Origin of the sequence: Sphingomonas sp. Leaf208 (genome assembly GCF_001421415.1) — a bacterium.
Classification (GTDB): domain Bacteria; phylum Pseudomonadota; class Alphaproteobacteria; order Sphingomonadales; family Sphingomonadaceae; genus Sphingomonas.
Genome location: NZ_LMKH01000009.1, coordinates 63,972 through 78,288, shown reverse-complemented (window position 1 = coordinate 78,288; position 14,317 = coordinate 63,972). Strand labels below are relative to the sequence as shown.

General features: G+C 61.0%; 10 protein-coding genes and 2 pseudogenes. 6 read left to right on the top strand and 6 right to left on the bottom strand.

Annotation, left to right across the window (positions count from 1 at the left end; all coding sequences use genetic code 11):
- Position 1 precedes the first annotated feature (1 nt).
- The 5 genes from bcsA to ASE69_RS05845 all read right to left on the bottom strand — a co-directional run.
- Positions 2–2,724 (bottom strand): UDP-forming cellulose synthase catalytic subunit (gene bcsA / locus ASE69_RS05865; protein ID WP_235518181.1); only part of this gene is annotated, 2,723 nt, incomplete at its 3' end.
- Entirely contained in the window at positions 2,721–3,437 is a 717-nt protein-coding gene (locus ASE69_RS05860) for a cellulose synthase operon protein YhjQ/BcsQ (RefSeq protein WP_056484269.1), read from the bottom strand. The genes ASE69_RS05860 and bcsA, both read right to left, overlap by 4 nt.
- Complete coding sequence (locus tag ASE69_RS05855; protein WP_082452925.1) at positions 3,437–3,730, bottom strand: hypothetical protein; 294 nt, start codon at positions 3,728–3,730, stop codon at positions 3,437–3,439. Before ASE69_RS05855 ends, ASE69_RS05860 begins: the two co-directional genes overlap by 1 nt.
- A gap of 664 nt (positions 3,731–4,394) precedes the next feature.
- Positions 4,395–6,260 (bottom strand): putative bifunctional diguanylate cyclase/phosphodiesterase, encoded by a 1,866-nt coding sequence (locus ASE69_RS05850; RefSeq protein WP_056484263.1) that lies wholly within the window; start codon positions 6,258–6,260, stop codon positions 4,395–4,397.
- Positions 6,261–6,499: 239 nt separating this feature from the next.
- Entirely contained in the window at positions 6,500–7,735 is a 1,236-nt protein-coding gene (locus ASE69_RS05845) for a hypothetical protein (protein WP_056484260.1), read from the bottom strand.
- A gap of 150 nt (positions 7,736–7,885) precedes the next feature.
- Between ASE69_RS05845 and ASE69_RS05840 the strand changes: the two genes are divergently transcribed.
- Positions 7,886–8,977: a hypothetical protein gene (locus tag ASE69_RS05840; protein WP_056484257.1), complete on the top strand. Its 1,092-nt coding sequence runs from the start codon at positions 7,886–7,888 to the stop codon at positions 8,975–8,977.
- Between the two features lie 106 nt (positions 8,978–9,083).
- Here ASE69_RS05840 and ASE69_RS05835 read toward each other — a convergent pair.
- Positions 9,084–9,601, bottom strand: a pseudogene (locus ASE69_RS05835) (integrase core domain-containing protein); the annotation flags it as partial.
- A 282-nt stretch (positions 9,602–9,883) separates the two neighbouring features.
- Here ASE69_RS05835 and ASE69_RS05830 point away from each other — a divergent pair.
- From ASE69_RS05830 to ASE69_RS05810, 5 genes and pseudogenes are all read left to right on the top strand, one after another.
- Complete coding sequence (locus ASE69_RS05830) at positions 9,884–10,126, top strand: hypothetical protein (RefSeq protein ID WP_056484255.1); 243 nt, start codon at positions 9,884–9,886, stop codon at positions 10,124–10,126.
- Positions 10,123–10,365 (top strand): hypothetical protein, encoded by a 243-nt coding sequence (locus tag ASE69_RS23390; RefSeq protein WP_056484252.1) that lies wholly within the window; start codon positions 10,123–10,125, stop codon positions 10,363–10,365. Before ASE69_RS05830 ends, ASE69_RS23390 begins: the two co-directional genes overlap by 4 nt.
- Positions 10,366–10,555: 190 nt before the next feature.
- Positions 10,556–11,752, top strand: a complete 1,197-nt coding sequence (locus ASE69_RS05820; protein WP_056484249.1) for an AAA family ATPase — start codon at positions 10,556–10,558, stop codon at positions 11,750–11,752.
- 62 nt (positions 11,753–11,814) lie between these two features.
- Positions 11,815–12,855 carry a ParB/RepB/Spo0J family partition protein gene (locus tag ASE69_RS05815; RefSeq protein WP_056484245.1) on the top strand — a complete coding sequence of 347 codons (1,041 nt, stop codon included), beginning with the start codon at positions 11,815–11,817 and terminating at the stop codon, positions 12,853–12,855.
- 191 nt (positions 12,856–13,046) lie between these two features.
- Positions 13,047–13,857, top strand: a pseudogene (locus ASE69_RS05810) (replication initiator protein A).
- The last annotated feature ends 460 nt before the right edge of the window (positions 13,858–14,317 follow it).

Below are 14,317 nucleotides of genomic sequence, written 5' to 3'. Positions count from 1 at the left end.
NACGAACGGCAGGTTGAGCGGCAGATTGTCCGCGCGATCGAAGAATGGCGACGGCAGCCGGGCAAGGTCAGGCCCAAGCGGGAGACGCTGGATCGTCAGGTCGAGCGCCGARCGCGTATTGCTGACGTTCGCCCAGAGCGAGCTGTGGAACGGATCCTCGCAATCGCGGGTGTAGTGACCGATCAAGCGCAGATTGAGCTGGTTGTCGCCCGGCAGGAACAGCGCGGGATTGACCGCCATCGTGAGCTGCTGACCGCCGGCACCGTCGGGCGTGAGCCGAACCGTACGGACGACCTCGCCGTTCAGGATCACGACGAACTGGCTCAGATCCGGCAGCAATGCCGGCGACCAGGCGAGCGCGAGCGTCAGGTTGGCTGCCGTGACGACCTCGTTGCTGCGAAGCCCGAACGGGATCGCGATCTCGCCGCGGGTGCCGGCAAGGCGGATCGCGCTGCCGATACGCAGGTCGCGCAGCGTCAGGCGCTCCTGGCGGATACCGCCCGGTGCTTCGGGTGCGGACACCGGTACGGTTGGAGCCTGCGCGGCGACCGGCTGCGGCAGGCTGACGCTCATCACCAATGCCGCGGCAGCAAGCGATGCGGTTACTGCCTTTAGCCGGATCCGTTCGCGATGGCGTTCTGCGCGGTTTAAGCCGAGCAAGCGTTTGAGTGTGACGAGATCTACGACCAGAATGTCGTGGAGCGAGCGCAGCGTTGAGACCGGACGCCGCGGTGCCTCGGGTTCCCAGGCATCGTTGCGGCCCATGACGGCGCGGACGAGTTGACGTAATTGAAGCATGTCGAGTTCCAGAAACCGCATGGTGACCAAGGTCTTGTCGATAAGTTGCGTTTCGACTGGGAGGGTGAGCACTTCATCCCCCATCGGCAGCGCGACGTGGGTGACCTCGCGGTCGGCGAGCGTCACGCCCGGTGGCGCGGTGATCGCAAGACCGCCCATCGAAAGGTCGATCGTTTCCGCATCGACGACATGGCCGTCGCTGAAATAGAGCGTCGCCGGCAACTGGACGGGAATGCGGATGTACTCGCGGACCTGCCGCGTCTCGCGCGCGACCGATACGGCAGCGAGCAGGATGACGAGGCTGAAAACCGCCCACACCGTGTTCAGCACCAGCGTATCGCCCTGGATGTTGAACAGATGCGCGAAGAAGAAGTATTTGACGCACCCGAACGCGATGCCGAACAGCACCAAGCCGATACAGATCAGGTGCGGACGCGCAGTCGCGGTGTCGAAATGCGTCTTGTCGAGCAGCGAGCCCTTGTCGGTGACGTTGAACTTGCCGCCATGCGGCCGGAACAGCGTTACGACGGTCGGCCGGACTAAGTGGAACGCCAGGATCGTCTCGTACACTTCCCCCCAGAACGGCCGGCGATCGCCACCCTGCAACCGGCCGCCCGATACCTGCGCGCAGTAGAGATGCGCGGCGGCATAGGCGAAGATCATCCCGGCAGACGCATGAATGATGTTCTCGCCGAGGATGAGATATGCGAGCGGGCTGGTCAGAAAGGCGATGCGCGGCAGCGGAAACTGGAAATGCAGCATCGCGTTGAGGTAGCAAAACCGCTGTTGCAAGCTCAGGCCACGACCGAACAACGGATTGTCGATGCGCAGGATCTGCGTCATCCCACGTGCCCAGCGGATACGCTGCCCGATGTGCAGCACCAGCCGCTCGGTCGCGAGTCCGGCCGACAGCCGGATGCCGAGATACGCGGTCGACCAGCCCATGCGTTGCAGGCGCAGCGCGGTATGCGCATCCTCCGTGACGGTCTCGAACGCGAATCCATTGGTGTCGGCAAGCGCCGCGCGGCGGATGATCGCGCACGACCCGCAGAAGAAAGCGGCGTCCCACAGATCGTTGCCGCGCTGAACCGCGCCGTAGAACAGGTCGCCCTCGCCCGGCAGGTCGCGGACCGAGCCCAGGTTACGCTGGACCGGATCGGGCGAATAGAAGTGATGCGGCGTCTGGACGAGCGCGAGTTTTTTGTCGCGCTGGAACCAGCCGACCGTCATCTGCAGGAAGGCGCGCGTCGGGACGTGATCGCAGTCGAAGATCGCGATCAGCGAGCCTTCGGTGTTCGACATCGCGGCGTTCAGATTGCCCGCCTTCGCATGGTTGTTATCGGCGCGCGTGATGTAGCCGCAGCCGACAGACCGCGCGAACGCGCGGAATTCAGGCCGGCGACCGTCGTCGAGCAGGTAAACGTGATAGCGATCGCGCGGGTAATCCATGTCGAGCGCCGCGAGCACGGTCGTCCGGACGATCTCCAGGCTTTCGTTATAGGTCGGGATATAGACGTCGACGGTCGGCCATTCGTGCGGTTCGCCCTCCGGCTCGACCGACTGGCGATCGAGCGGCCACGCGGTCTGGAGCACGCCGAGCGCGAGGATGACCCACGCATAAAGTTCGGCGAGGTACAGTCCCATGCCGAGCAACGTGCCCAGCGCGCTTTCGAATTCGAGCGTCGCGGTGGTCCGCCAGAACAGATAACGCGTCGATACGACCAGCGACAGCAGGGCGAGCACCAGCGTCCCACGACGCGACTTCGACCGCCCGAGCACGATCGCGCCCAGGATCGACACGCTAGCAAAGATCCACTGCGATTTCATATCCAGCGGCACCGTCACGACGACCAGCGTCAGCAGAGCGGCGACTGTGATGCCAAGCGTATCGGCACGAAAGGCCTTGCGGACCGATCCGCGCGTCATTCCGCCGGCTCTGAGACGGCGGTAAGGCCGCAACGGGCCTGGATTGCGTCGGTCATGGCTTCGAGATCAGGCAGCACCACGCTCTGCTTGGCGTAGCGCACGATCGGCTGGAACGATGCCAGCGCCTCGTTCACTGCCTCGTCGCGGCGCACAGTCGCGATCAGATTATCGCCGAACAACGCGCGCAGGAAGATCTGCGAATGGCGCGACAATTTGCGCGTGTCGTCGACCTGGTTGAGAACGAACACGGTCTGTTCGAGGTCGATCGTCGGCGTACCCGGCTGGACCTTCGCCAATGCCGCGAGCGATGTCGGTTGCGGCACGAGCGTGCACAGGTGCAGCGCGGCGTGCGGCAACAGGCTGGTCTTCAGCGCGAGGTCCGCACAGGCGACATCGGCGATCACAATACGCTCGCTATCGAACGGCGACGCGCCCGACCGCGCCATCAGGCGCCCGAACGCGCCGCTCTGGACGGCGGCATAGCCCGACAGCAATTCGACGCCGTCGACGACGATGCCTTCGGTCGTGGCATCGGTCATCGCCGGGATTTCCTGCGCAGGGAGCATCCCGAAGAACAGCTTCAATGCGTCGGCATGTGTAAAATCAATCGCGGAGACGTCGTGCCCCCGTGCTGCAAGGCCGAGCGCGAGACGGGCGGTCATGAACGTGGTTCCAACACCGCCGACGGGTGAATGGCACAGAATTAACGGCATCAGCGGCGCTCCGTACTGTCGTCGGAAAGGCCGGACAGGAACGCGCGCAAGCTGCCGCCCTGACGTTGGCTAGGGTCGCCGCGCCCCGACATATCATCGTAATCACTCAGGAAATTTGCGGCAGATGCCCTTTCTTCGTTTGCGCGTTCGGCTCGGCCGACGACACGCTCGTCCTCTAGCAATGCCGCGAACAACGGCCACGGCTCAACGTCTGCAATTGGATCGGCAAACTGGCGATACTGAAAATCGCGCTGCCCCAACCTTGATAATAGTGCCTTTGCATCGGGTCGCATCCGGAACTCCTTGTTCCAGCATGCTTCGCAGTTAAGGTTTTCGAGTTAGTTAATTGCCTTCCGTTAGATACATACAAATTCTTCTAGATTCCGGAATGCTTGACGAGCCGAGCACGAATTATATCGCAGAAGTTGCGGATGCTCGTGGCGATCGCCTTCCAACAAGATGGCACGGACGTCGTGGGCGATGCTGACGAAAAATAAGGATTATCGAGTTGCGGCATAGGCAGAAGCAGCATGACGTTATGCTGCAAGTTCTGCCTGAGGCCGAATAAACGGGAGTGTAAGAAGGCGACGACCCGATTGAGCAAAACAATCGAACAGATCTGTATTAGAAAACCAGTTTAGGACTCAGAGTGCTACAGCTCGCCAATGAAATTTGGATCTGCTTCGCGGATCGCCATACCAGCCAGCGGCTTTGAATGCCGTCTCAAAAGGCCTGACAGAAGACCGCATCCGATCACTAACCCACACGGTCAGAAACCTCTTGCATCAGGGGCGGCAACCACAAAAGTCCTGGCCTAGGAAATTTTCGCGGCCGTATCGGCTTAACCGCTGACCCGCGGCAATACGCCGCTGCGACAATCAATACTTTCCGGCATTCAACGTCACCGTCGCCGGTGACGTACAGCACCTTAGACTGATGGATCCTATCTCCTGCCGCTTAATTTTTCAACGCCTTGGGCGCGATGCCCTGCGCGTGCTCAAGGAGAAGGGCGGTCGTAGTATCGCGATTGGCTGCGGGTGAGAAGATGTACCCCTGCCCTAACGTACAGCCGATTGCGCGAAGCTGTTCGACTTGTTCTTCAGTTTCTATCCCCTCGGCGACGATCCTGATGCCCATCTTTTTCGCGGTACGGATAAGGCCTTCGACGATGGTCACGCTGACACCGTCGGGTTCCAGGTGGTCAACGAACAGTTTGTCGATCTTGATGACATCGACGGGAACGGTGAGCAGGTGCGTCAGCGATGCGAAACCCGTTCCAAAATCGTCCAGCGCGATACGTATACCGTCAGCGCGTAACGCCCTGATCGCGCGCTGGATCGCTTGGTCGCCACGTCCCATGTACACCGTCTCGGTTACCTCGAGAATGACGTGATCGAGAGGGACCCGTTCGCGCTCGAGCGCTGCGGAGAGAACCTGTCCTACGGCACCGCCACTTAAATCTGCAGACGAGACGTTGATACCGACGTGTTGGAACGGAATACCCAAATCCAGCCATCGGCGTAGGTCAGCCGCGACAAGCGCCATCATCCGGGCAGTGAGCGAAGTCGCAACCTGGGCGTCGGCAGTCGCCTCATGAAAGGCGGCAGCCGAGACCAGGTTGTCGCCGATGCGCATGCGGCAAAGGGCTTCCAGGCCTACGATCTCGCGCGTGTCTAGTCGGAAGATCGGCTGATAGTGCGCCTCGATCCGGTCCTCTTGCAAAGCCGCGCTGAGGTCCCTGATCGCGCCCATACGCCGCGTCATGTTCGAGCGGAGCCCTGCCCAGTATCGTACAAAACCACCACGACCGGTTTCCTTGGCGTGGTAGAGGGCAAAGTCGGCATTCTGCCGAACACTTCCAACCCCCGCGTCGTCCGATGAAAACGTAGCACCTCCGATGGTAGCGCGAGGGACGATGCTATGCCCGCCGCAGTCGGCAGCAACCGAAAGCGCGCCTAGAACGTCATCAGCGATTTTCTCCAGGTCACCAAGAGCTACAGGAGCCTGGAGAATGACTGCAAACTCGTCGCCCCCGACGCGAAACGTTCGCCCGGGGCTGACCGCTGCTGAGATCCTGTCGCTGGCGATCTGAAGAAGCTCGTCACCCGCATGATGCCCGAACGTGTCATTCACGACCTTGAGATTATCGAGATCCAGCACGAACAGCGCCCAGCTGCCCACCGCAGCGCCTTCGAGTTTGGAAAGTGCGGCATGGTAAGCGGCCCGATTGGGGCAACCGGTCAGGGCGTCGGTAAAGGCCCGACGCTGATGCTCGAGGACACGCTCATGTCGCTCGATAGCGATTTGCGTGAGGTTAACGCAGTTAGTCACCACCTCGCGTTCGAAGGCCGTCGGTCGTCGGGCGCTGCGATAGTAGAAAGCAAATGTCGCGATCACGCGACCGTCTGCATCACATATCGGACTAGACCAGCAGGCGCGGAGTCCGTGGGGAAGTGCGAGGTCTTTGAACTGCGCCCAGCGGACGTCGGTCTCGATATCAACGACGGTAATTTCTGTCTTTAGATAGGCAGCAGTTCCGCAGGAGCCGGCTAATGGGCCGACTGACAAGCCATCCAACGCTTGGGAATATACTTCCGGAAGGCTCGGGCCAGCTAGCGGATGAAGCAGGCCTGCCACATCGACTGTTAAAACCGAACAGATTACGTCAGGGAGGATCCGCTCTACTTCTACACACAGCGTGCTACACGTTGGTGTAAGCCCAGCGCCCTTGGCAATCATTTTCAGAATGGCGTTCTGAAGATGAAGCAGTACGGTTACTGTATCATCGCCTCCGTGATATGGATCGGTTTCAGAAAGTCCCATGGAAACAGAGCGTATCACAACGCCGATTTATAATTCTTTAAAGCATAAATAAAACCCGTATATCAAAACATCCGTTTTGAATGTTGTTTCCGGTTTCCGGAATCCGATCGGAAAATCCGGCGAGAACTCGATTGCTGATTACAGAGTCGATATTCAAACCGCTTGCTGCCGTAATCGACCATAGGCGTTCAATCGCGTTACTACGTTGCCAAACCGATGCGGCCGTCGGTTCCTCACCTTCAGCTCCTGATGCGAGAGAGTACGCGCGCCGCAACATTGCTCCTGGCGACAAGCTTCCGGCCATAGCGCAGTGCCGTCGATGGCGACGACCAACGGAGTGCCTGTGCAATGCCAACGCCGTCCTCCCCGGCGGCAAACAGATCCTGCGTCAGCCCTACCCGCAGCGAGTGGCTTGATAGCGCCCTTGCAGCCTCCTCAACCCTCGCAATTGGCATCTCGACCAGCCCTTGATCGAAGGCGCTCAGCGCCACACGCCGATAGATACCGTTGACGCCCTGCCGGCTCAGCGACGTGGTCCCCACGGTGTAGACGGTGCGTGCCGGTTCGGCCTTCTTGCCCTTGAGCTTCTCCTGCCAGTGCCGCGTGTGCCCCGGAATCGCCTCGTACGCCATCGGCGGAACCGCCGCACGCAGACGGCGCCGATCGACCCCGACGCGGCGGAAGACGGGTCCCTCGGTAATCGCACTCGCTACCAGCCAGGCGCCGACCCGGCGCATCGTGTCCGCGGACAGCCAGCCCCACGCCCCCTGCCCTTCCTGATCGGTCTTGGACGACGGAATGAACAGGAGTGCCGAACCGTCGCTGTGCGGATCGATATGCGCGACGGTGACGGCGACAAGCTCGCTGACGCGCAGTCCCGCATCATAGCCGAGTGAGAGCAGTGCGGCATCGCGCAAGCCCTGCAGATCGCCGCTACAGGCGCCGAGCAAGGCAGTAAGCGTGAACCCCTTGGTATGGGGATCTAGCGAGGCCCCGAAGCGCAACGGGGCAGCCTGACGCTGAGCAGCGCCACGACGCCGGCGTAGGCCCTTGAGCGCCGCACGGACCATGACGTGGCTGGTGGGCGCATGCCCCCTCTCCTGCATGCCTGACAGGCCGTGTGCGGTGGCGAGACTGGCAACCCGCCGGGCGACCGTGGCGGGCTTGGCGCCCCGCGCCTCGAGCATGGCAATGTAGCGGACCAGATTCTCGGGCTTGGCGGGCAGCGGGGCGACACGGATGTCCTCACACCAACGCAGATAGCAGGCCAGGTCCGACGCCAGTGCCGCCTTGCTCGCCGCGGCCATCGCGCCAAGCTGCGCGGCGAAGCCGATCTCGCTCACGGGGCCGGCGTCGACCGGGAGCGCTAGCGCCAGCAACCGGGTCACACGCGCATCGATCGGCTCAACGATCCCACGCCGCGCGCGGATCGGAAGCCCCTCCCCGTCGGTGCGATGGACGATGATTTCGTTCACGTGAGCCCTGCCCGCTGGTCGTGTTTGCCCTGCATCCCGGCTTCGTAGCACATCGCTGTAGTTACCATAATGTTCGATTATGGTAAGTTAAAAAGAAAGAAAAGTAGCGATGCCTAGTAATCTTTGATCCGCTAGGTTATTTCTAAATTTATGGTGCGTAATGATTTTGCCCCGTTGGCTCACGCATTGGGGTGCCTGACCGGCGCAACACGGTTTGCCACTGCCGAATGCAACCGGATCAGCGGTCTTGCGACTGTTGCTGAGGCATGGCGCGCGTACCGGCGCGATGCCGGCGTCGGCGATGTCGGTCTTGCCCATCAGGAGAGCATCGACGCCGACACGCTTCTCCTCACCGACGACCTCCGTCGTGACGCTGTACTCTTATGGCTTGCTAATCATGCTGTGCCCGCGATCGCAGCGCCCGCCGCCATGCTGGCACGCATGGTCGATGCGTCCCGGCATTTTGGGCCTGATCAGTTAGCGCTCCTCGACGCAGCACAAGCCGCTTTGCTCGCAGTGCAGACAACCGGCTCGCTTGCTATAGCTCTCGGACTCGCTGGGCTTGCTGCCGATCACCCTTTGCAGCAGATCGCGCCGGCCGTTGGCGCTATCGATGTGCTGCTCGACGATCCCGATTTCGCCCAGCAGGACAGCCATGACGCCATGCTGGAACTGCCGGATGGACCGCTGCATCGCTATGTCGCAGCACCACCTTCAGGGTGTTGGGCGCTCAACCTAGCGTTGTTGGGCCACAACACGGGCGTCAGGCCTGGACTTGCGGGGCAGCTTCCGCGGACCGTCTTTCGTCTTAATTTGACGACTCAGGAGCGCGCCGAGGCACTTGTCCAGCATTGTGAACATATCGCTCGCGGTTGCTTTGACCGCCTTGAACAGAGCAACCGCCGCTGCGTTCGCGGTATTGAAGCGCTTACCGGCCTCTCCCGCAACGCACGCACGCGCGACGCGTGGGCGCTCATCGTTGCGGTCGGCCCGCTGCGGCGGACCCAGCTTGCACGGGCGCTAGGTCTGTCTCGAGCCGGGGCCGATATCCAGGCGCATGCGCTCGCCCGTGCCGGTCTCGTTACCCTCGCAGCAGGCGGTCGTATTCATCCGACGCAACGTGAGCTTTTGGTCGAGCAACCCGCTATCCTGGACGACGGGCCGCTGGCCCTTGCCACGGCCGACCTTGATGCAAGCATGGCTGATATCGATCGGTTGATGGAACGTTCGAGGCGTCATTGAACGTCGCGCGTTTCGATTACGGGTTCAGCCTCCGGCTAGCAGTGGCAACCAGTCAACTACAGCGGCTCAGATAAACAAATATTGCCGCATTCCCACAAATTGAGTGCTAGGTGTTTAATTCCGGCATCTGGTGGATCGGATCGACGATGAACCTGTCCGGCTCTGACGTCCAGATTTGGCGATGTATTCGTAAGGCGTGAGGCCACTGAGCGTCTTGAGCCGGCGGGTGAAATTGTAGGCCGCCATGAAGTCGGCGAAGTGCACCTACAACTGCTCGTGGCTCTCGTAGTGAAAGCGTTTGACGGTCGCTTCCTTAATCGTGCGGTTCATCCGCCGCTCGACCTGCCCGTTGGTCCAAGGGTGGTTAAGCTTGGTAAGCCGATGCTCAATGTCATTGGCTTCGCAGATCATGTCAAAGCGCATTTGGCGCGACGAGGCGGTGTTGCGGTTGCGCGGTTGCTCGGCGAACTGGATGCCATTGTCGGTCAGGATCGTGTGAATGCGGTAGGGCACGGCTTTCAACAGATGTTCGAGGAACTCCCAAGCCGTCCGCCTGTCAGCCTTATCGACGAGCTGGGTGACCGCAAACTTGCTAGTGCGGTCGATGCCGACGAACAGGCAGAGCCCTTCGACGAGCTTGTCTGTGGAAAATGGTGTATTCACGAGGTTCCTGAGCGGGATGGCCACCCCGCTCAGGCGGCGGATGTGAGGCCGTTCGACAGGCTGGTCGTCAAAGACCGTTCCTGAGCAGGGCCGCATCCGTCTTTCCCAAACCCCGAACAGTTGCTTGGGACCGTTAACGGACCCGCACGACGAGCCTGGGAGACCGGATCATGTCATAGCCCGACCTTTGTCGGCATCGATGTTGCCAACGACGAACTCGCTATTCACCTTCATCCGACCGGCATGCTGTGTCGCGTCGCCAACAGCAAGACCGGTCTTGCCATGCTCGGCCGCAAGCTGACCCGGCTTGCCGGCACGGCCCGTTTGCGGATCGGCTTCGAGGCGTCGGGCGGTTACGAGCGCAAGCTTATCATCCTGCTCGATCGGCTGGCACTTGCCGCCTATTTTATAGATCCGGCACGGGTGCGCAGCTTCGCCCGTGCCGAGCACAGCTGGCCAAGACCGATCCACTCGATGCTGCGGTGATCGCACGCTGCCTTGCTGCGCTGCATGCCGAGCTCACGCCCCATGTCCACAACCCCGAAGCCATCAGGCTTACCGAGCATGTTCGTCTGCGCGACCTCGCTGTCGCCCAGGCTGTCCAACTGGGCAACCAGCTCGAGACCATCGCTGATACCGCCATGCGTCGCATCAGCGTCGAGAGCGAAGCTTGCGATCGCTGTATTGCTGCTCTGACGGCGTGCGTGGTCGTGGCGCTCCCATGACGTACCTGTCCCATACGGCTTCTTCCATTCTAACGACGGATCACACCATCAAACCGTGGGATCAAACACCCAGTACACTAATAGCGAAGATCGCCTCACCGTAGACCTTTTTATGCCATACCCTTACGCATTGAGTTTAATACGCGTATAAAATTGCCCAGAAGCTTCAGACGAGCGATCGGACCAGTTCATGAATGCCATTGTCAATCATATCGGAGAACTGGCGGACGCGGGCGAGCGGATGATTGAACGCTTACGGCGCAAGGCATTCCTGCCCGAAAGCCGCAAGGGGCTCAATGTCCGCTTCGGGATTGCCGAGGCAGCGCAATTACTCGACTGTTCGACCAACCGGATCCGCATGGCGGAGGATGACGGTCGCCTCCCCCCTGCCCCGGCGGGTGAAAATGGGCGGAGACTTGGTTATTCGGTCGAGGAACTACTGCAGATGCGCGAGGTACTTGGCGCCTCTCCTGCACGCGCACTGTTTGATATCCCCGCGATCATCGCAGTGCAGAATTTCAAAGGCGGGGTGGGCAAGTCGACGGTCACGTGCCACCTCGCGCATTATTTCGCGGTGCAGGGGTACCGTGTGCTGGTTGTCGACTGCGATAGCCAGGCGACGACGACGACGCTGTTCGGGTTTAACCCCCATTTCAATATCGCGCGAGAAGAGACGCTCTACCCCTATCTGTCGATCGATCCGACCCAGGCCGACCTGCTCTATGCGGTCAAATCGACACCGTGGCCCAATGTCGACCTTATCCCATCGAACCTCGAATTGTTCGACGTCGAATATGAACTTGCCGCCGCGGGATCGGACGGGCAGTCGGTGCTCGCCGCGCGCTTCCGCAAGCTCAAACAGGGGCTGGCCGATCTTGCGCGCAATTACGACGTGGTACTGCTCGATCCTCCACCTGCTCTCGGGACGATCAGCCTCGCGGTGATGCAGGCGGCAAATGCGCTGCTCGTCCCGCTCGCCGCTACGACGCCCGATTTTTGCTCGACCGTCCAGTTTCTGTCGATGATGAACCAGGTCCTGCAGCAGCTCGCGCATGCCGGAATCGAGGTCGAATATAGCTTCCTTCGGCTTATATGTTCGAAGTTTGACAGTAACGATCCCAGCCACGCAATGGTTCGCACGATTATGGAACAGAGCTTCGGTCCAGCCTTACTCCCGGTGCCAATCCTCGAATCCGCCGAGATCAGCCATGCCGCGATGCGAATGATGACGATCTACGAACTTGAACGCCCAATCGGTACTCCCAAGACGCACAAGCGCTGCCGTGCCAATCTTGACGAGGCGATGGGGCAGATCGAGCAACTCGTCCGACAAGGCTGGGGCCGTGTCGAGCCCGCACGCGAGGAGGATCTACTCCGTGTCGCGTGAACCCGAATTGGTGCTGTCCTGCGCGGCAGCGTTCCCAATAAGTCCAGCGCGGGAGGTGCAGCATGGCGCGTAAGCAATCTGACTATCTCGCAGCCTTGCTGGCCGACGAATCAGCGGAAATCGACACCGACGCGCCCCCTGCCCCGCCCACGTCCGAACGGACGCGTGGGACGACACTGCTCAACCGCGAGACTGCACTAGCGCGAGTGACTAGCGGGGAAGTGCGACAAGTGACGCAGCTGCTACTCGATCCAGTGCGCGTGCGGATCTGGCCGGGTAATGCGCGTAGCTACCAGCATCTGACCGAAGAAGGCTGCCGCGAGCTAATCGATTCCATAATCGCCGAGGGCGGACAAAAGGTTCCTGCCGTGGTACGCCGTGTCAACGGCGATCCTACACATGACTTCGAGGTGATTGCGGGTACTCGACGCCACTGGTCGATCAGCTGGCTACGTGCGCATTCCTATCCTGAGATGCAGTTCGTAGCGCAGGTTGCCAACCTCGACGACGAAGCCGCGTTCCGGCTTGCCGATCTAGAGAACCGCGCGCGGAAAGATGTGTCAGATCTCGAGCGTGCCCGTAATTATGCCGAGGCGCTCAAGGCCCATTACGGCAACCACCTGACGCGGATGGCGGACCGGCTCAAAGTGTCAAAGGGTTGGCTGTCAAAGATGGTCAAGGTCGCGCAGATCCCAGACGCGGTGATTACCGCGTTCGCCTCCCCCTCCGACGTCCAACTCAAGCCTGCTTATGCATTGGCGCAGGCGCTCAACGACAAGGTTGCCGCTAAGGCTATTCAAGGTGCTGCTCGAGATCTTGCGCGTGAGCAGGCTGCGCGGCGCGATCGGGGTGCGCCCCCCTACCCTGCTGGCGACGTGCTGCGGCGGTTGCTCGAGGCGTCGAACGATCCCACCGACGCTGCGCCCCCGTTCACATGGACCACGCCGTCTGGACGCCCTGGGCTCAGCATCCAGTCGAGCAACCGACAGGGCGTAACAATCCGACTCCATGCCGGGTCGGGCGCCGGGAACGACGAGCTGGTCAACGCGCTGCGGCAGGCGCTCGTGCATTTGGAGGCCGAAGGCCGCGGACTGCAGCGGTGAGTGTGTTTCCCCGGGGAAACATGTCCGTTCCATACCAACGCGGACGATTGCCGCTACCGCCCAGATGATGTTTTCCTTGGGAAACACTCAGGTCGTGACGGCATGACACGCGCCGATCGTCAGAGGGTGTCTGAGCGATCGACCTGCTCCTCCCCTATCTCGCCGACCTGCCGCTGCGCGACCAGCGCGAGATGATGGAGCGTCCGTTCTTCAGCCTCGCCAAGCCCAAGCGAGTCAAGCCGATCGATTATCGCAGCCCCGACCGCAAGCTGTGGGTGCACGTCTCAGGCAACCCTGATTACGGGATGGCGACGATTTGGGATGCGGACATATTAATCTATTGCGCGAGCGTGCTTGCGGATATGGCCCGGCGCGGGATCAACGACGTTCCGTGCAAGCTCTACCTTATGCCCTATGACCTACTCCGCGCAATTGGGCGGCCCACGACCGGTCGAGCGCATGAACTGCTCGGCCAAGCGCTCGACCGGCTGGTGTCAAGCACGATCAAGACCAACATTCGCCGAGAATCGCCGAGAGGCCACGTTCAGTTGGCTCGATGGGTGGACACAGCTGGTCGACGAAAAGACCGAGCGGTCGCGTGGGATGACGATCGAGGTGTCGAACTGGTTCTGGGAAGGCGTAATGATGCAGGGCGGGGTGCTGTCGATCGACCCTGCCTATTTCGACCTGACGGGCGGGCGTGAGCGCTGGCTATACCGCGTCGCGCGCAAACATGCTGGAGGGGCAGGGGAAGTCGGCTTCGCGATCGCCATGCCGACGCTGTTCGAGAAGTCGGGCGCCGAAGGGCAATATCGCCGCTTCAAGTTCGAGATCGCGAAGATCGTCGAGCGCAACGGGCTGCCGGGCTATGCGCTCGCCTTGGAGACGCCAGCTGGAAAGCGCGAGCCACTGCTGCGGATGAAACGTCGCAGCGACGTCGAGCGCCCGATGAAAACCGTGGTGGCACATGGGGCAGGGGGCGCTAAAGCTCCAGCAAGGTAAACGTCAACCAACCCCACTGCCACAGCCAACGATGCGGATGAGACGATTGACGTAACAGCGCTGCTGCGACGGTCGCGGACCAGTCTGGCGACACGCGCCACCGCCGGCGAAATCACCGACGCGACAATGGCAACGCTGTGCAGGGAATGCCCGGGATGGGATTACCAGACGTTACACGATCAGTTTCGCGCCTGGGTTGAGGCGGACAGTACGCGCACGCCGGTGAGTTATCAGGCGGCGTTCATCGGCTTTGTACGGCGCTACCATGAAAAGCACCGTCACGAACTTGGGCGTTAGCACTGCTTGGCCTTACGAACCGCCTTTGCCTTGAGAGGGCATCGGGGCCGCGTACTTCAAAATCCCTATAGCCTAGTTCAACCGTTCCCGAAGTGTCGTGTTTGTAAACGTCCCTCCTTCTTTACGCTTGGGTATCTGTCGCAATTGAACGTCCCTTAGGACA